This is a genomic window from Rathayibacter sp. AY1F6, assembly GCF_002932035.1.
In the GTDB taxonomy this organism is placed as follows: Bacteria; Actinomycetota; Actinomycetes; order Actinomycetales; family Microbacteriaceae; genus Rathayibacter.
In genome coordinates this window covers 137605-154289 of the sequence record NZ_PSVD01000005.1, presented here as the reverse complement: position 1 = coordinate 154289, position 16685 = coordinate 137605, and the positions used below count along the sequence as shown (strand labels likewise).

The window sequence follows — 16685 nt, the reverse complement described above, 5'->3', positions numbered from 1 at the left end:
ATGATCCCCGCCGCCACCGCCCGGCTGCGCTTCCGCGAGATGACCGCCGAGGACCTCCCCGACATGGCGGACCTGCTCGGCGACCCGGTCGTGATGCGGTACTACCCCGCGCCGAAGGACCGCGAGCAGGCAGCCGCCTGGATCGAGTGGAACCGGCGCAACTACCGCGAGCACGGCTTCGGGCTGTGGATCGTCGAGACCCTCGACGGCGAGTTCGTCGGCGACTGCGGGTTGACCTGGCAGCGCGTCGACGGCGGGATCGAGCTCGAGGTCGGCTACCACGTGCGGGCCGGGCTGCACGGCCGCGGCTACGCCACCGAGGCGGCTGCGGCCTGCCGCGACCTCGCGCTCGCCCACCGCCTCGCGGGACGACTCGTGGCGCTCGTGCACCCGGACAACGCCGCCTCGAGGCGCGTCGCCGAGAAGACCGGCCTCCGCGTGATCGCCGAGGACCGCGACGGCGGCGGACTCGTCCGCACCGTGCTCGGGATGCCGCTCGTCGGGCCCGGGCGCCGGCCTCGGGAACGCTGACCGAACGCCTCCGACGGCTCCGGACCACAGCGCGCGGCCCGCGCCGAGCAGGATGGTCTGAGCTAGATCCGGTCCTCCAGCGCCGCGATCAGCGCCGCGCGGTCCTCACGGAGGATCGAGGCCCCGCCCCCCGGCACGGTCCGCACCTCGACGCCGCGGCCGGCGAGGACGCCGCTCAGCGAGCCGTGGCCCAGCGGGTCCTCCGGCATCACGGCGAGCGTCGGCACGGGGAACGTCTCGGGGGCCTCGGCCGCACCCCGTGCCGTGAGCCCGCCGGCGGAGTCCTGCTCCCAGAGCGCGTGGGCCGACACGTCGAGCTCGATCTGCTCGTCCGTCCAGATCGGGTGGCGGTGGCGGAGGGAGCCGGCGTCGCCCTTCTCGACGTGCGCGACCGAGCCGCCGCGGTGGAGCGCGCTCGTCAGTCCGCGGGCGTCCGAGAACGCGGGGTCGAGCAGGACGAGCCGGTCGGCGCCGTACTCCGGGGCGAGCCGGGCGGCGACGACGGCGCCGAGGCCGTGGCCGATGACGAGATCGGGGGTCTGCAGCACCGAGGCGCGGACGTCCGACGCCCAGCGCTCCGGCGAGTACACGGGCGACGCCGGCGAGCCGCCGTGACCGGCGAGATCGGGGGCCACCACGCGGTAGCCGTGCTCGTGCAGCGTCGGGACCAGGGCGTACCAGATCCGGGAGTCGGAGCCGAGGCCGTGGAGGAGGAGCGCCGTCCGCTCGCCCGTCCCGCCGTAGTCGCGGACGAACAGCGCCAGCGGCTCGGCCGGCGCGGCGGCCAGCGCCTTCCGCTCGGCGCGGGTCGGCTCGAGCACGAGGGTGTTGCCGAACGCCTGCGGTGCCGGCCCGAACGCGTCGCGCGCGCTCTGGATCACCTTGCGGCCCAGCATCGCGTTGCCGACGCCGCCCAGTGCCGCTCCGATCCCGAACGGCATCGCCCGGCCGACCAGGCCCGCGCCCTGCTGGGCGAGGAAGTGCTTGGCGAAGGACTTCTTCGCGCGGTCCGCCAGCTCGCCCACGAGGAAGGACGGCAGGCCCTTCGTGACCACCGAGCCCCAGTACTGGTTGAGGCCGCTGCCCCCGCCGACGGCCTGCCCGGCCACCTGGCGCACCATCTCGCTGCCGGAGGAGCCCATCATCAGCGTGAGCACGAGGGCCCGCGCGCGGTCCGGGTCCTCGAGCGGGATCCCGTGCACCTCCGTCACCGACTGCGCGAAGAGCGCGCTCGCCTCCAGGAACCCTGCGGCTCCCGCGCCGGAGAGAGCCACCGAGGCGGCCGTGCCGATGCCGGGAACGACGGCGGTCGCCCCGATCGCCGCGCCTCCCGCGGCCACGCTCGAGAGGTACTGCCGCTCGAGCGACGTGATGATCTGCTCCGGAGTCGCCCCGGGACGGCGGCGCCGCAGCAGGCGGATGTTCGCCAGCACGGCCGGGCGCTGCACCGCGAGGAGCCGGTCGAGCAGCTTCGCCAGCTGCGCGTTCTCGGAGCCGTCGGCCTGCTCCACCTCGCCGGCCCTCTCCACGGCGCGCTCGCGCTTGCGGTCCTTCTGGGCCATGTCGTGCACTCCTGCGTCCTCGGGCGCCGCGTGCGGGAGGGGTCAGTCGTCGGAGACGGTGCCCTGGACGGGCGGGCCCTCGGCCGGCGCCGTGCTGCTCCGCGGTGTCGGCGCGTAGTCCTCAGCGTAACGCGCGAGCACCTCCTCGATCGGCGCGTCCAGCACCAGGCGGCCCTTGTCCAGGTAGAGGCCGCGCGTGCAGAAGCGGCGGAGGTCGCGCTCGTTGTGCGAGACGAAGAAGAGGGTGCGGCCGGAGGCGAGCAGCTCCTCGATCCGCGCGTAGCACTTCTCGCGGAACGCCCTGTCGCCGACCGCGAGCACCTCGTCCACCAGGATGATCGGCTCCTCGAGCCGCGACACGACGGAGAAGGCGATCCGCACCTTCATCCCGCTCGAGAGGTGTTTGTAGGGGGTGTCGAGGAAGTCGCCGATCTCGGCGAACTCGATGATCGAGTCGAAGCGCGCGTCGACCTCGCGCTTGGACATCCCGTGGAGACCCGCGGTCAGGTAGACGTTCTCGCGGACGCTCAGGTCGGCCACGAAGCCGCCGGTGATCTCGATGAGCGGAGCGACGCCACCGCGCACCTCCACCGCGCCCTCGTCCGGAAGCACCACGCCGGCGACGAGCTTGAGCAGCGTCGACTTGCCCTGACCGTTCCGGCCGACGACGCCGATGGCCTCGCCCGCCCGCACCTGCACGTCGAGCCCGCGCAGCGCCCAGAACTCGCCGGGCCGCGAGCGGCGGGAGCGGCCGGCGAAGAGGTCCTTGAAGGAGCGGCGGCCCCGCCGGTTGCGGCGGAAGCGGATACCGAGGCCGCGGCACTCGATGACCACGGGGGCGTCGGTCATCACAGCTCCTTCAGCACCGCGCGCTCGGAGCCGCGGAAGACGACGAGGCCCAGCACCAGCACGAGCACCGAGAGGCCCGCGGAGGCGAGGATGAGCGGGACGTCGAGCTCGCTCTCGAAGAACGCGGAGCGGTAGAGGGCGAAGATCCCGCTGAGCGGGTTGAGCGCCGCGAGCGGCCGGATCTGCTCCGGCAGGTTGGCCGTGGAGTAGATGATCGGCGACGCGTAGAAGAGGAACCGGAGCACGAGCTTCACGGCCCGCTCCAGATCGCGGAAGAACACCACGAGCGGGGCCACCAGCAGACCCACGCCGAGCGTGAGCACCGCCTGCAGCAGGATCGCCACGGGGAACAGCAGCGCCGCCCAGGTCAGGTGCGCGCCGGCGATCACGGCGAAGAGCACCAGCACCGGCAGGCTCGCCACGAACTCGATGCCCTTCGAGAGCACGATCCGCCCGACCCAGATGGTCCGCGGGATCGACGTCGACCGCACCAGCTTCGCCTCGCGGAGGAACGCGCGGGTCGCGTCGGAGGTCGCCTGGTTGAACCACATCCACGGCAGCAGGCCCGCGAGCAGGAAGACGATGTACGGGTCCTCGCCCACGGTCCGCCGGAAGACGACGGTGAAGACGAAGAAGTAGATGCCCGACATGACGAGCGGGTCGAGCACCGACCAGACGTAGCCGAGCGCGCTCGTGGCGTACCGGACGGTGAGGTCGCGCCTGGTGAGCAGCCAGAGGGAGTGGCGGTAGCGCCAGGCCCGGGAGCGCCGGTGGCGCAGGGCCGTCTCGGTCGCGAGGGTGTCGGCCGTGCTCACTGCGCGACTCCTCCCGTCGGCTCCGCTCGAGCCGGGGGAGGAGCCGGGAGCGTCAGACGAAGAGGTTCGCGCGCTCGAGGTCCTCGGCGAAGTCCACCTCGACGGCGTAGAGGTCGGAGATGTCCATCGGCTCGACGAGCAGGCGGTCCTGCTCGATCGCCAACTCTATGCCACGCTCGAAGTAGTCCTGGGCGTCGACCCGGGCGAGCTGGCGCACCAGCGCGGCCTTGTCGGAGGCGGACACGTAGTTGATCCCGACCGCCTCGCCGAGGCCGCCGCGCACCGTCTTGGAGAGCTCCTGGATGAAGCCCTCGGCGCTCGTCGTGTACTTGACCTCCTCGTCCGACACCTTCGAGGTGTTGACGGTGACGAAGGAGACGTCCTTCGCGATCAGCGCGGCCGCCCGGTCGAGGATGCGCGGGTCGAAGACGACGTCGCCGTTCATCCACAGCACGCCGCCCTGCCCGCTCGCCTGCAGCGCGCGGAGGAGGCTCTTGGAGGTGTTGGTCTGGTCGTACTGCTCGTTGTAGACGAACGTCGCCGAGGGGAAGGCCTCGATGATGTGCTCGAGCTTGTAGCCGACGACGATGCTCACCGGGACCTTCGTGCCGAAGGCGTGGTGGATGTTGTCGAACTGCTGCTGCATGATCGTGCGCCCGTCGCTGAGCGGCGTGAGCGGCTTGGGGAGGGAGCGGCCGAGCCGGCTGCCCATCCCTGCGGCGAGGATGACGACGGTGGCGGGGCTGCTGCTCGTCGAACCTGTGTGCATCATCGTGTGTTCTCCTCGAATTAACCGCTGCGTCTCGATCTGGTCGACTCCTCGGGTAGAGACCTAGTGTACAGTTCACGCCCCCCGGGGCCAGGGTGGTTGACCTCTCGCCGTGTCGCCGGGTGTCGGCGCGGGCGCCGGGGGCCCGCGGGCGAGTTGGTACCGTAGCCGGATGACGTCCGTGACGAACGCCGAGCCCGCTGAGGGTGCCGCGGATCCGGACGGCGCCTCGCCCGTCGTCTTCGAGCTGCACCAGCTGACCCGGACCTTCGGGAGGACGGTGGCGGTCGACCGCATCGACCTGGCCGTCCGCGCGGGGACCTTCTACGGGATCATCGGCCCGAACGGCGCGGGCAAGACCACCACGCTCTCGATGATGACGGGCCTTCTTCGACCCGACACCGGCCGCGTCCTCGTGCACGGCGTCGACGTCTGGAAGGACCCGTCGGCCGCGAAGCCGCTGATCGGGGTCCTGCCCGACCGCCTCCGGCTGTTCGACCGGCTCACCGGCGCCCAGTTCCTCGCCTACTCCGCCGCGCTGCGCGGCATCGACCTCGCCACGGCGAAGCAGCGCACGGTCGAGCTGGCCGAGGCGCTCGGCCTCTCCGACGCGCTGGAACGCCTGATCTCGGACTACTCCGCGGGGATGGCGAAGAAGGTCGCCCTCGCGGCGGCGATGATCCACGCCCCGCGCGTGCTGGTCCTCGACGAGCCGTTCGAGTCGGTGGACCCGGTCTCCTCGGCCGCCGTGATCACCGTGCTGCGCCGCTTCGTCGAGGGCGGCGGCACCGTCGTCCTCTCCAGCCACGGGCTCGACTTCATCGAGCGCGTCTGCGACGACGTGGCCGTGATCGTCGGCGGGCGCGTGCTCGCCTCCGGGACGGTCGCGGAGGTCGCCGGCACCGCGACGCTGGAGGAGCGCTTCCTCGAGCTCGCGGGCGGCAAGCAGATCGCCGAGGGGCTGCAGTGGCTGCACGACTTCTCCGGCTGAGGATCGACGTCCTCCTGGGCGCGTTCCGCTCCGGGCCCGCGCGCTCGGCCGGCGCCGTCCTGGGCGTGCTCGTGGTCGTCGCGGTGACGGCCCTGCTGATCGCGGCGATCGGCGCTCTGCGCTCCTCGGACGCGGCGGCGGGCGCTCTCGTGACCGCCGGCGGCCTCGTCTCCGTCGGCTTCCTGGTGCTGCCCTTCCTGCTCGGCCCGCTCGACCCGATGGATCCGCGCGCGTTCCGCCTCTTCGGCCTTCCGCCGCTCCGCCTCGCCGGGGCGCTCGCCCTGGCCGGCCTCGTCTCGGTCCCCACGCTCGCCCTGCTGGTGGTCGGGCTCGCGTGCGCGCCGCTCGTCCCGGGCGCAGGCGCCTTCGCCGTGGTCGGCCCGCTCCTCGCGGTGGCGACGGCCTCGCTGTTCGCGCGGATCGGCCTCGCCGCCTCCGCCGCCCTCGTCCCCTCCCGGACCGCCCGCGAGCTGCTGGCCGTCCTCGGCCTGGTGCTGATGCTGGGCGGTCCCGCAGCCCTCGGCGCCGCCGCGCTGGTCGACACGGGGGACACCCCGGTGCTCGAGCGCTGGGGCGCGGCGATGGGGGCCACTCCGTTCGGCGCGGCGTGGATGATCGCCCCGGCCGCCCGGACCGGCGACGCGCTCGGCCCGCTCCTGCTGGCCCTGGCGACGCTCGTCGCGGCGGGCGCGCTCTGGTGGCTCGTCGTCCGCCTGCTGACGGAGCGCCCCGAGCGCACGCACCGGCCGCCGCGCGGCCTCCGGCTGGGCTGGTTCGACGTCCTCGGCTCGACCCGGACCGGCGCGATCGCGGCGCGCAGCATCACCTACTGGCTCCGGGATCCGCGCTACCAGGCGTCGCTCGTCGCCGTGCCGGTGCTGCCGGTCGCAGCCCTGCTGCTGCTCGCGGTCGTCGGCGTCCCCTTCCCGCTGCTCTCGCTGCTCCCGGTCCCGCTGATCGCGCTGTTCCTCGGCTGGTTCCTGCACAACGACGTCGCCTACGACGGATCGGCGTTCTGGCTCCACGTGGCCGCGGGCGTCCGCGGCTGGTCGGACCGGCTCGGCCGCGCCTTCCCGACCCTCCTGCTCGGCGTGCCGGTCGTCGTGCTCGGCTCGCTGATCAGCAGCGCGACCTCGGGGCTCCCCGATGCGCTGCCCGTCGTGCTCGCGGTGAACACCTGCCTCCTGCTCGTCCCCGCCGGCGTCGCCAGCGCCGTCTCGGCACGGCTCGCCTATCCGGCTCCGCGCCCGGGCGACAGCGCGTTCACGCAGCCCCAGGCCCCCGGAGCCAGTGGCGCCGGTCCGCAGTCCCTCGCGTTCGGCCTGGGGCTGCTCCTCTCGGCTCCGGCCGTGGTGCTCGGCGTCCGGGCCCTGTTCGTCGACCCGGAGGCGGCGGGCGACGCCGTGCTCGTCGGCTTCGGCAGCGCCGTGGTCGTCTTCGCCCTCGGCGTGCTCCTCGGCGGCCGGCTGTTCGAGCGCCGCGCGACCGAGCTGGTCGCGTTCACCAGCCGCTACTAGCGCCGCCCGATCCGGAGCGCACGGCCGCGGGCCCGGGCTCCGCGCGTAGGATCGTCGGCATGATTCCGCGCGTCCAGAACAGCAGCACCGACCCCCTCGAGGGAGGCGGAGGAACCGCCACGCTCGACCGCGAGCTCGAGGAGCTCCTCAACCAGGAGTCCATCGAGCCGGGCGACCACGAGCGCTTCTCCCACTACGTGCCGAAGGACAAGATCCTCGAGAGCGCCATCACCGGCAAGCCGGTCCGCGCGCTCTGCGGCAAGAAGTGGCTCCCGGGCCGCGACCCGGAGAAGTTCCCGGTGTGCCCGGCCTGCAAGGAGATCTACGCGAAGATGAAGTGAGCTCCCGCCCCGCTCACTCGTAGCGGGTCGGGATGACGGGCTCGCCGCGGCCGAGCCGGAGCGCGTCGATCGGCAGCTCGAGGACCGCGTTCGCGTGGTGCGCGCGGGCTGCCGCCACTCCCTCGATGCCGAGGTGCTCGGGACGGATCGTCCCGTCCTCGATCAGGGGGACGAGCAGCGCCCGCTCGTCCTCGCCGACGGCGCCCTCGGGGCCGGCGCCCACGCGCACGACCTCGGCCTCGGCGACCCCGTCGTCGGAGAGCAGACGGCCGGCGGCCTTCCGCCCGCCGATCGACGCCTTCGAGACCGATTTCTTCGCCACCGCGACCCATTCGCCCGCGTCGTCCTCGTGCGCGACCAGCTTGTAGACCATGCCCGCCGTCGGGTGGCCCGAGCCCGTCGCCACCGAGGTGCCGACGCCGTAGGAGTCGACCGGTGAGGCCGCGAGCGCGGCGATCCCGTACTCGTCGAGGTCGTTGGTGACGGTGATGCGCGTGCCGGTCGCGCCGAGCGCGTCCAGCTGCTGCCGGACGGCGGCCACCTGCTGGGGGAGGTCGCCGGAGTCGATGCGCACGGCGCCGAGGCCGGTGCCGGCGACGCGGACCGCCAGGTCGACGGCGGCTGTCACGTCGTAGGTGTCCACCAGGAGGGTCGTGCCGGGGCCGAGCGCGGCGACCTGCGCGCGGAAGGCCTCCTCCTCCGAGTCGTGGAGGAGGGTGAAGGAGTGCGCGGAGGTGCCCATCGTGGGCACGCCGAAGCTGCGGCCCGCCTCCAGGTTCGAGGAGGCGCCGAATCCGGCGATGTAGGCGGCGCGAGCGGCCGCGACGGCGGACCGCTCACCGGCGCGGCGCGAGCCCATCTCGGCGAGCGGTCGCCCGTCGGCGGCCGAGACCATCCGCGCGGCGGCGCTCGCCACGGCGCTGTCGTGGTTGAGGACGCTGAGCACCAGGGTCTCCAGCAGCACGCCGTCGGCGAAGGGCGCCTCGACGATGAGCACGGGGGAGCCCGGGAGGTAGACCTCGCCCTCGCGGTAGCCCCAGACGTCGCCCCGGAAGCGGTAGTCGGCGAGCCAGTCCAGCGTGCGGGAGTCGACCACGCGGTTGTCGCGGAGCCAGGACAGCTCGTCGTCGCCGAAGCGGAACCGCGAGATCAGCTCGAGGAGCCGGCCGGTGCCCGCGAGCACGCCGTAGCGGCGTCCCGGCGGGAGGCTCCGGGCGAACACCTCGAACATGCAGCGGCGGTCGGCGGTGCCGCTGCCGAGGGCGCCCTCGACCATCGTGAGCTCGTACCGGTCGGTGAGGAAGGCCGTGGAGTCCATCCGCTCAGTGTTCCACGGCCGCCCCCGCGCGCCCAGGCGCGGGTGCCGGGGCTTGCGCACGCCGCCGGGCCCGGGAACGGCGTGCGGCCAGGACCGGGCCGCAGGGCGCGGGTAGGCTGTTCCTCCGTGACGGACGCACCGCTGGGCATCTTCGACTCCGGAGTCGGCGGGCTCACCGTCGCCCGCTCCGTGATCGACCAGCTGCAGAACGAGTCGATCGTCTACCTCGGCGACACCGCGCACTCGCCCTACGGTCCCAAGCCGCTCGCCGACGTCCGCGCCTACGCCCTCGACACCCTCGACACGCTGGTCGACCAGGGCGCCAAGCTGCTCGTCATCGCCTGCAACACCGCCTCGGCCGCGATGATGCGCGACGCCCGCGAGCGCTACACGCTCGGCCGCGGCATCCCGGTGATCGAGGTCATCCAGCCCGCCGTCCGCAGCGCTGTCCGCGACACCCGCAACCGCCGCGTCGGGGTGATCGGCACGGTCGGGACGATCCGCTCCCGCGCCTACGACGACGCCTTCGTGGCCGCGCCCGACCTGCAGCTGTTCACCGCCGCCTGCCCGCGCTTCGTCGAGTTCGTCGAGGCGGGCGTCACCTGGAGCGACGAGCTGCTCGCGGTGGCGGAGGAGTACCTCGCGCCGCTCAAGGCCGCGGGGGTCGACACGCTCGTCCTCGGCTGCACGCACTACCCGCTGCTGCGCGGTGCCATCGCGTACGTGATGGGGCCGGACGTCCGCCTCGTCTCGAGCGCAGAGGAGACCGCGCTCGACGTCTACCGGACCCTCGTGGCGCACGGCCTGCAGCGCACCTCCGCCGCGCCTCCGACCTACCGGTGGGAGGAGACGGGCTCGAGCGACTTCGTCCGCCTCGCCCGCCGCTTCCTCGGTCCGGAGGTCTCGAGCGTCGACCTCGTCGAGACCGGCACCATCAACCTGCGCGAGCTCGACCGGGCCGCGCTCCCGCACGATCGAGGGAGACCCGAGTGACCGACAGCACCGCATCGAAGGCCGCGCGCAAGGACGGGCGGGCGCCCGACGAGCTGCGCACCGTGACGATCGAGCGCGGCTGGAGCACCCAGGCGGAGGGCTCCGCGCTCGTCTCGTTCGGGAACACCAGGGTGCTCTGCACCGCCTCCTTCACGAACGGCGTGCCGCGCTGGCTGCAGGGCAAGGGCAAGGGCTGGGTCACCGCCGAGTACGCGATGCTGCCCCGATCCACCAACTCCCGCATGGACCGCGAGTCGGTCAAGGGGAAGGTCGGCGGGCGCACGCACGAGATCTCGCGGCTGATCGGCCGGAGCCTGCGCGCGGTGGTCGACACGAAGGCGCTCGGCGAGAACACCCTCGTGATCGACTGCGACGTCCTCCAGGCCGACGGCGGCACCCGCACCGCGGCGATCACCGGCGCCTACGTGGCGATGGCCGACGCGATCGAGTGGGCGCGGGGCAAGAAGTACGTGGGGCAGAAGGCGCAGCCGCTGATCGACAGCCTCTCGGCGGTGTCCGTCGGCATCATCGACGGCGTGCCGATGCTCGACCTGGCCTACGTCGAGGACGTGCGCGCCGAGACCGACATGAACGTCGTCGTCACCGGACGAGGCCTGTTCGTCGAGGTGCAGGGCACCGCCGAGGGGGCCCCGTTCGACCGCCGCGAGCTCGACGCCCTGCTCGACCTCGCGGTCGCCGGTGCCTCCGACCTCGCCCGCATCCAGGCCGAAGCGCTCGCCGCGGAGCCCGGAGCGTGAGCCTGGACCTCGTCCTCGCCACGCACAACGCGGGCAAGGTGGAGGAGTTCCGCGCCATGCTGGCCGGCGCGCTCCCCGGAGTCGGCGTCCGCGCCTACGACGGACCCGAGCCCGTCGAGGACGGCGTGAGCTTCGCCGAGAACGCGCTGATCAAGGCGCGCGCGGCGGCGGCGCACACCGGCCTCGTGGCGCTCGCGGACGACTCCGGGATCTGCGTCGACGTCCTCGGTGGCGCGCCGGGCATCTTCTCGGCCCGCTGGTCGGGACGCGCGCACGACGCGACGGCCAACCTCGAGCTCCTCCTGGCGCAGCTGCACGACGTGAAGGCGGAGCACCGCGGTGCGCACTTCAGCTGCACCATCGCCCTCGTGGTGCCGGACTCCGTGCTCCCCGGCGGGCAGGAGACGGTGGTCGAGGGCCGCTGGGACGGCGCGATCGCGACGGCCCCGCGCGGTGCGAACGGCCACGGCTACGACCCGGTGTTCGTCCCCGAGGCCGGGGCGCTCACGGCGGCCGAGCTCGCTCCCGAGCAGAAGAACGCCCGGAGCCACCGCGCCCGCGCCTTCACCGCGCTGCGCGCCGAGCTCGCCGCCCTGTCCGCCCGGCTCTGACCCCGGCGGGTTCCCACCGCGGGATGCCACTCCGGTGCACGCCTGTCGGCGTGCCGCGTGCCGGAGTGGCATCTCGCGGAGGCGGAGGTCAGGACTTCGGGTGCTTGTCGTCCAGGGTGTCGGCGTCGAGCACGTAGGCGGCCGACTCGGTCGAGTCGGTCTCGGGGTCGGCGGCGAGCTTCGCCTTGCGCTGCTGCTGGAAGAAGTGGAACAGCGTCGGCACCAGCGCGAGCACGACCGCGCCGATCAGGATCACGTCGATGTAGTGCGAGACGAAGTCGGCGACCGGCGGGATGAAGGCGAGCAGCCACCCGATCAGGGTGACCCCGCTGCCCCAGATCAGGGCGCCGATGAGGTTGTAGAGGCTGTACTTGCGGTAGTTCATGTGGGCCACGCCGGCCGCGATCGGCGCGAAGGTGCGGACGATCGGCACGAAGCGCGCGAGGATCACGGCGAGGCCGCCGAAGCGCTCGAAGAACGCGTTGGTCCGCTTCACGTTCTCGATGCTGAAGAAGCCGGACTCCTTGCGCTCGAAGATGCGCGGGCCGGCCTTGTGCCCGATCAGGTAGCCGACCTCGCCGCCGACGAAGGCCGAGAACCCGACGGCCAGGCAGATGAGCCAGATCGGGACGCCGAGGCCGCCGTTCGACGCGTTCTCGTGCGCCAGCAGGCCCGTGATGATCAGCAGCGTGTCGCCCGGGAAGAGGAAGCCGATCAGCAGTCCGGTCTCGGCGAACACGATGAGGCAGACCACGAGCACGCCCCAGGGGCCGAACGAGGTCAGGATCGTCTCCGGATCGAGCCAGGGGACGAGGGCGGCGTGATTCAACGGATCTCCAGTCGACGGGGGCCGGTGGCCGGTCGGCGGTCACGCGAGCGCGCTCAGCGTACCGGCCGATCCCGTGCGGAAGGAGGGACTCGAACCCTCACGCCTCTCGGCACAGGAACCTAAATCCTGCGTGTCTGCCATTCCACCACTCCCGCGTGCGGGCTCCAGTGTAGGAGGAGGGCTCCGCGCCTCAGCCGCGGGAGGCCGCCCGGGGGAGGTACCGCGGGATCCAGCGGGCGAGCGCCCCCGCTCCGCCCAGACCGAGCACCCCCATCACGACGGCGGCGAAGGGGAGGGAGACGAGGGCGGTGAGCGCCGACACGACGATCGGGGCGGCGGCGTTGCCCGCGTCACCGGTGAAGCGGAACGCGCCGAGGAACGGGGCCGGATCGGCGGGGGGCGCGAGATCGGCGCCGATGGTCATCAGGATCCCGGAGCCGATGCCGTTCGCGGCCGCGAGCACGCAGGCCACGGCGACGAACCAGGGCACCGGATCGAGGGCGAGCACCGAGGCGGCGAGGGCGAGGTGGCCGAGCCCGAGGCCGATCATCGAGGGGATCGCGGTGGCGCCCCGGCCGAAGCGGTCCATCAGCTGGCCGCCGGCGTAGAAGAGGGCGAAGTCGAGCGCGCCGGCGATGCCGATGATGATCGCGGTGTCGGTCTCGGCGAGCCCGATGCTCACCGCCCAGAGGGGGAGGATCAGCGTCCGGCTCGCCCGCAGCGCCCCGATCACGGCGGCGCCGGTCCCCATCCGAGCGAGGACCCCGCGGTGCTCGCGCAGCGTCCCGAGCAGCGACTGCGGCGACTCCGGGACGGTCGCCGACGCCTCCGCGGCGACCACGTCCTCCGGAGCGGCGCGGTCGGCCGCGGCCTGCGCCCGCCGCAGCACCGTCGCGGGGTCGGGCACGAGCAGCAGGACCACGACCGCCGCCACGCAGCAGACGATGTGCACCCAGAAGACGGACTCGACGGAGCCGGTGAGGTGCACCACCCCGGCCGCCAGGAACGGGCCGATCAGCCAGCCCGCGCGGAACGCCCCGGCGAGGGCGCTGAGCGCGCGGGCGCGGTGCGTGATCGGGACGAACGACGTCATGAACGCATGGCGCGCCAGCGCGAAGACCGCGGTCGCGAGGCCGATCACGAAGACGCCGATCGTCAGCCCGACCCACGACGTCGAGAGCAGGCACACCACGAGCCCCAGGATCGACGCGGCCGAGGCTCCGAGCATCGCGCCGCGCTCGCCGATCCGCGAGACGATCCAGCCGCTGGGGATGTCGCCCGCCAGCTCGCCGATCATGATCATCCCGGCCACGAGGCCCGCCAGAGCCAGTGTCGCGCCGAGGTCGCCGGCCGCGGCCGGCAGGAGGGGGATGATCGCCCCCTCTCCGATGGAGAAGAGGAGGGTGGGGAGGAAGGTCGACAGCAGCAGCGGCCCGACGGGGAAGGGGCGCGGAGCGGTGCTGGTCACCGTCCCCAGGGTACGCCCGGGCCGGAGGGCGGCCCCCGGCCCCCGGTAGTCTGGACGCACCATGCTGGACAACGACTTCACCGAGCAGATCACTGCTCTCCGCTCCACCTTCGCCGACATCCGCGCCGTCATCGACGTGGACGGTCTCCGCTCGAAGATCGCCGAGCTCAGCGAGCAGGCCGGCGCCCCCGACCTGTGGGACGACACGGCCAACGCGCAGAAGGTGACCAGCGCCCTCAGCCACCGCCAGTCCGAGCTCGCGCGGATCACCGCGATCGACCGGCGCCTGGACGACCTCGAGGTGCTCGTCGAGATGGCGAACGAGGCCGAGGACGCCGAGTCCGAGCAGGAGGCGATCGCCGAGCTCTCCTCCCTCCAGAAGGTCATGGGCGAGCTCGAGGTGCAGACCCTGCTCGACGGCGAGTACGACGACCGCCCCGCCGTGGTCACCATCCGCGCGGGAGCGGGCGGCGTCGACGCCTCCGACTTCGCCGAGATGCTCATGCGCATGTACCTCCGCTGGGCCGAGAAGCACAAGTACGCCGCGACCGTCATGGACGCCAGCTACGCGGAGGAGGCGGGCATCAAGTCGGCCACCTTCCAGATCGACGCCCCCTACGCCTTCGGCACGCTCTCGGTCGAGGCCGGCACCCACCGCCTCGTGCGGATGAGCCCCTTCGGCGCCGCGGGCAAGCGCCAGACCTCCTTCGCCGCGGTCGAGGTCATCCCGCTGATGGAGGAGGCCGGGGCGATCGAGATCCCGGACAACGACATCCGCGTGGACGTCTTCCGCTCCTCCGGCCCCGGCGGCCAGTCGGTGAACACCACCGACTCCGCGGTGCGCCTCACCCACCTGCCCACCGGCACCGTCGTGTCGATGCAGAACGAGAAGAGCCAGATCCAGAACCGCGCCGCGGCGATGCGCGTGCTCCAGTCGCGGCTCCTGCTGCTGCAGAAGGAGCAGGAGGCAGCCACCAAGAAGGAGCTCGCCGGCACCATCACCGCGAGCTGGGGCGACCAGATGCGCAGCTACGTCCTCGCTCCGTACCAGATGGTGAAGGACCTGCGCACCGACCACGAGGTCGGCAACCCCTCGCACGTGTTCGACGGCGATCTGGACGGCTTCATCGCCGCCGGGATCCGCTGGCGGAAGTCCTCCTAGCGCGGCTCGGGCGCGTCCCCACCGACGCGCCGCGCGCCCCCTCGGCGGACTCTTCGGGATCGTCGCTTACCCTCGTAACGACATGATTCGCTTCGACAACGTCTCCAAGCAGTATCGGGGCGGCACGAGACCCGCCCTCAACGCCATCGATCTCGAGATCCTCCGGGGCGAGTTCGTCTTCCTCGTCGGCGCCTCCGGCTCCGGCAAGTCGAGCTGCCTCCGCCTGATCCTCAAGGAGGAGCGCCCCTCCTCCGGGTCGATCCACGTGCTCGGGCAGAACCTCGGCAAGATCTCGAGCCGCAAGGTCCCGTACTTCCGCCGCAACATGGGCGTCGTGTTCCAGGACTTCCGGCTGCTGCCGAACAAGTCGGTCTTCGACAACGTCGCGTTCAGCCTCCAGGTGATCGGCAAGTCGAAGGGCTACATCCAGGAGGCCGTCCCGGACACGCTCAAGATGGTGGGTCTCGCGGGCAAGGCGTCGCGCCTGCCCCACGAGCTCTCCGGCGGCGAGCAGCAGCGCGTGGCGATCGCCCGCGCCGTCGTCAACAAGCCGGCCGTCCTGCTGGCCGACGAGCCCACGGGCAACCTCGACCCGACCACGAGCGCCGGCATCATGGCGCTGCTCGAGCGGATCAACGCGGGCGGCACGACCGTGATCATGGCGACCCACGAGGCCGGCATCGTCGACCAGATGAAGCGCCGCGTCATCGAGCTCTCGGCCGGCAGCATCGTCCGCGACGAGAGCCAGGGCGGCTACGGCCAGACCGAGAGCATCACCGTCGTCCACGACGGCGTCGTGGTCGTGGCGGCCGACGACCACGCGGTCGCCGAGCAGCCCGCGCCCCCGGCGATCATCGACAGCGAGCTCGCGCCCGCCGAGGTCCCCGAGATCGACCTGCGCCAGGAGGCCCCGGCCCCGCCGCCCGAGCCGGCCCGCCTCTCGCAGACCGCCGCCCAGCCCCGCGTCCCCGAGGGCCGCCGCTCCGCCGCCGTCGAGCCGGAGCGCGAGCCGGAGCCGGCCGCCGAGCCCGCCGCCGCCCCGCGCGTCGTCGAGCTGCAGAGCCAGACCGGTCCGATCTTCCTCCCCGCCGACACCGGCGCCCTGCCCGAGGAGTCGCTCGCCGCGCGCCTCGGCCTCCGCGCCCACGCGGGCGAGGGCGACGAGACCGGCGACGACCAGCAGAACGTAGGACCCGTCAAGTGAGATTCGCACTGATCTGGTCGGAGGTCGCCAGCGGCCTCCGGCGCAACGTCTCCATGGTCGTCTCGGTGATCCTGGTGACCTTCATCTCCCTCACCTTCGTCGGCACGGCGATCCTGCTCCAGATGCAGATCGGCCAGATGAAGAACTTCTGGTACGACAAGGCGCAGGTCGCGGTGTACATGTGCACCGCCACCTCCGGCGGCTCGAACTGCAGCGGCTCCGACGCCACCGCCGAGCAGATCGACGCGGTGCAGGGCCAGCTCGAGGGCGCCACGCTCGCGCCGTACATCGACCGCTCCTACTTCGAGGACCACGACCAGGCCTACGCGAACTTCCAGGAGCAGTTCGCGGGCAACCCGGTCGCCGAGTACGTCACTCCCGACCTGCTCAACCAGACCTTCTGGATCAATCTGAAGGACCCGACCCAGTCGGACGTCATCGTGGAGAGCCTGTCGAGCGTCTCGGGAGTCGAGAGCGTCACCGACCAGCGGCAGTACCTCGACCAGATCTTCTCGATCCTCAACGCGGCGAGCTACACGGCGATCGGCATCGCCGTCCTGATGCTCGTCGCGGCCGTGCTGCTCATCGCCACCACGATCCGCCTCTCGGCGTTCTCGCGGAGACGGGAGCTGGGCATCATGCGGCTCGTGGGGGCCTCGAACAGGTTCATCCAGACCCCGTTCATCCTCGAGGGGGTCTTCGCCGCGCTGGTCGGCTCGATCCTCGCGGGAGTCGCGGTGGTCGCCATCGTGCAGGTCTTCGTGCAGGGGTTCCTGGCGTACCGGATCCCGCTGACCTCCTTCGTGGGACTCGACGACGCTCTGATCGTCGTGCCGATCCTGATCGTGGTCGGCATCGTCCTGGCCGCCGTCTCGGCGAACGTCGCGATCGCGCGGTACCTGCGGGTCTGATCCCGGACCGGACGTATACTGGTGGGCTGTCCCGTTCGGGGCGGCCCACCGGTGCA

Annotated in this window: 17 protein-coding genes and 1 tRNA gene; 10 read left to right on the top strand and 8 right to left on the bottom strand. The window is 72.5% G+C overall.

The features are described 5' to 3' along the window. Nucleotides 1–531, top strand: coding sequence for a GNAT family N-acetyltransferase (locus tag C5C44_RS06980; protein WP_104226961.1), 531 nt, complete (start codon nucleotides 1–3; stop codon nucleotides 529–531). Nucleotides 532–593: 62 nt separating this feature from the next. Here the strand turns inward: C5C44_RS06980 and C5C44_RS06975 are convergent, their stop codons facing one another. Genes C5C44_RS06975 through C5C44_RS06960 form a run of 4 tightly spaced genes read right to left on the bottom strand, consistent with a single transcriptional unit; the run spans nucleotide 594 to nucleotide 4526 of the window. Continuing rightward, nucleotides 594–2093, bottom strand: a complete 1500-nt coding sequence (locus C5C44_RS06975) for an alpha/beta hydrolase (protein ID WP_104335580.1) — start codon at nucleotides 2091–2093, stop codon at nucleotides 594–596. 42 nt (nucleotides 2094–2135) lie between these two features. Continuing rightward, nucleotides 2136–2942, bottom strand: coding sequence for an ABC transporter ATP-binding protein (locus C5C44_RS06970; protein WP_104250130.1), 807 nt, complete (start codon nucleotides 2940–2942; stop codon nucleotides 2136–2138). Continuing rightward, a complete protein-coding gene (locus tag C5C44_RS06965) occupies nucleotides 2942–3757 on the bottom strand; it encodes an ABC transporter permease (RefSeq protein ID WP_374953968.1) in 816 nt (271 codons plus the stop codon). The genes C5C44_RS06970 and C5C44_RS06965 overlap by 1 nt, the downstream gene beginning before the upstream one ends. Nucleotides 3758–3809: 52 nt before the next feature. Then, nucleotides 3810–4526 carry an NTP transferase domain-containing protein gene (locus C5C44_RS06960; RefSeq protein WP_104226983.1) on the bottom strand — a complete coding sequence of 239 codons (717 nt, stop codon included), beginning with the start codon at nucleotides 4524–4526 and terminating at the stop codon, nucleotides 3810–3812. A 172-nt stretch (nucleotides 4527–4698) separates the two neighbouring features. Here C5C44_RS06960 and C5C44_RS06955 point away from each other — a divergent pair, with 172 nt between their 5' ends. From C5C44_RS06955 to C5C44_RS06945, 3 genes are read left to right on the top strand one after another with little or no spacing between them, the layout of a single operon-like run. After that, complete coding sequence (locus C5C44_RS06955; protein ID WP_104223570.1) at nucleotides 4699–5517, top strand: ABC transporter ATP-binding protein; 819 nt, start codon at nucleotides 4699–4701, stop codon at nucleotides 5515–5517. After that, nucleotides 5493–7034, top strand: coding sequence for an ABC transporter permease (locus C5C44_RS06950; RefSeq protein ID WP_104287971.1), 1542 nt, complete (start codon nucleotides 5493–5495; stop codon nucleotides 7032–7034). Before C5C44_RS06955 ends, C5C44_RS06950 begins: the two co-directional genes overlap by 25 nt. Before the next feature lie 59 nt (nucleotides 7035–7093). Then, complete coding sequence (locus C5C44_RS06945) at nucleotides 7094–7375, top strand: DUF3039 domain-containing protein (RefSeq protein WP_104223568.1); 282 nt, start codon at nucleotides 7094–7096, stop codon at nucleotides 7373–7375. A gap of 13 nt (nucleotides 7376–7388) precedes the next feature. Here the strand turns inward: C5C44_RS06945 and C5C44_RS06940 are convergent, their stop codons facing one another. Further along, nucleotides 7389–8693 carry a nicotinate phosphoribosyltransferase gene (locus C5C44_RS06940; protein ID WP_104335579.1) on the bottom strand — a complete coding sequence of 435 codons (1305 nt, stop codon included), beginning with the start codon at nucleotides 8691–8693 and terminating at the stop codon, nucleotides 7389–7391. Between the two features lie 126 nt (nucleotides 8694–8819). Here C5C44_RS06940 and murI point away from each other — a divergent pair, with 126 nt between their 5' ends. The 3 genes from murI to rdgB are packed head-to-tail and all read left to right on the top strand — an operon-like array spanning nucleotide 8820 to nucleotide 11055. After that, entirely contained in the window at nucleotides 8820–9686 is an 867-nt protein-coding gene (gene murI, locus C5C44_RS06935) for a glutamate racemase (protein WP_104223566.1), read from the top strand. Then, nucleotides 9683–10444: a ribonuclease PH gene (gene rph / locus C5C44_RS06930; RefSeq protein ID WP_104233199.1), complete on the top strand. Its 762-nt coding sequence runs from the start codon at nucleotides 9683–9685 to the stop codon at nucleotides 10442–10444. The genes murI and rph overlap by 4 nt, the downstream gene beginning before the upstream one ends. Then, entirely contained in the window at nucleotides 10441–11055 is a 615-nt protein-coding gene (gene rdgB, locus C5C44_RS06925; protein ID WP_104223564.1) for an RdgB/HAM1 family non-canonical purine NTP pyrophosphatase, read from the top strand. The genes rph and rdgB overlap by 4 nt, the downstream gene beginning before the upstream one ends. Before the next feature lie 88 nt (nucleotides 11056–11143). On the opposite strand, the gene C5C44_RS06920 is transcribed toward rdgB, so the two are convergent. The 3 genes from C5C44_RS06920 to C5C44_RS06910 all read right to left on the bottom strand — a co-directional run bounded on the left by C5C44_RS06920 (nucleotide 11144) and on the right by C5C44_RS06910 (nucleotide 13352). Next, a complete protein-coding gene (locus tag C5C44_RS06920) occupies nucleotides 11144–11884 on the bottom strand; it encodes a DedA family protein (protein ID WP_104238166.1) in 741 nt (246 codons plus the stop codon). A 74-nt stretch (nucleotides 11885–11958) separates the two neighbouring features. Next, nucleotides 11959–12039 (bottom strand) — tRNA-Leu (locus C5C44_RS06915). Between the two features lie 35 nt (nucleotides 12040–12074). Then, entirely contained in the window at nucleotides 12075–13352 is a 1278-nt protein-coding gene (locus C5C44_RS06910; RefSeq protein ID WP_244230655.1) for an MFS transporter, read from the bottom strand. A 61-nt stretch (nucleotides 13353–13413) separates the two neighbouring features. Between C5C44_RS06910 and prfB the strand changes: the two genes are divergently transcribed. The 3 genes from prfB to ftsX all read left to right on the top strand — a co-directional run bounded on the left by prfB (nucleotide 13414) and on the right by ftsX (nucleotide 16629). Beyond that, nucleotides 13414–14514, top strand: coding sequence for a peptide chain release factor 2 (gene prfB, locus C5C44_RS06905; RefSeq protein ID WP_104226967.1), 1101 nt, complete (start codon nucleotides 13414–13416; stop codon nucleotides 14512–14514). 82 nt (nucleotides 14515–14596) lie between these two features. After that, entirely contained in the window at nucleotides 14597–15718 is a 1122-nt protein-coding gene (ftsE, locus tag C5C44_RS06900) for a cell division ATP-binding protein FtsE (protein WP_104233202.1), read from the top strand. Next, nucleotides 15715–16629, top strand: coding sequence for a permease-like cell division protein FtsX (ftsX, locus tag C5C44_RS06895; protein WP_104223559.1), 915 nt, complete (start codon nucleotides 15715–15717; stop codon nucleotides 16627–16629). The genes ftsE and ftsX overlap by 4 nt, the downstream gene beginning before the upstream one ends. The last annotated feature ends 56 nt before the right edge of the window (nucleotides 16630–16685 follow it).

Coding starts and splice junctions, on each gene's coding strand:
- C5C44_RS06960 (WP_104226983.1), bottom strand. CDS start 4,526: ATGCACACAGGTTCGACGAGCAGCAGCCCCGCCACCGTCGTCATCCTC.
- C5C44_RS06940 (WP_104335579.1), bottom strand. CDS start 8,693: ATGGACTCCACGGCCTTCCTCACCGACCGGTACGAGCTCACGATGGTC.
- C5C44_RS06970 (WP_104250130.1), bottom strand. CDS start 2,942: ATGACCGACGCCCCCGTGGTCATCGAGTGCCGCGGCCTCGGTATCCGC.
- prfB (WP_104226967.1), top strand. CDS start 13,414: ATGCTGGACAACGACTTCACCGAGCAGATCACTGCTCTCCGCTCCACC.
- C5C44_RS06975 (WP_104335580.1), bottom strand. CDS start 2,093: ATGGCCCAGAAGGACCGCAAGCGCGAGCGCGCCGTGGAGAGGGCCGGC.
- C5C44_RS06980 (WP_104226961.1), top strand. CDS start 1: ATGATCCCCGCCGCCACCGCCCGGCTGCGCTTCCGCGAGATGACCGCC.
- C5C44_RS06955 (WP_104223570.1), top strand. CDS start 4,699: ATGACGTCCGTGACGAACGCCGAGCCCGCTGAGGGTGCCGCGGATCCG.
- C5C44_RS06945 (WP_104223568.1), top strand. CDS start 7,094: ATGATTCCGCGCGTCCAGAACAGCAGCACCGACCCCCTCGAGGGAGGC.
- ftsE (WP_104233202.1), top strand. CDS start 14,597: ATGATTCGCTTCGACAACGTCTCCAAGCAGTATCGGGGCGGCACGAGA.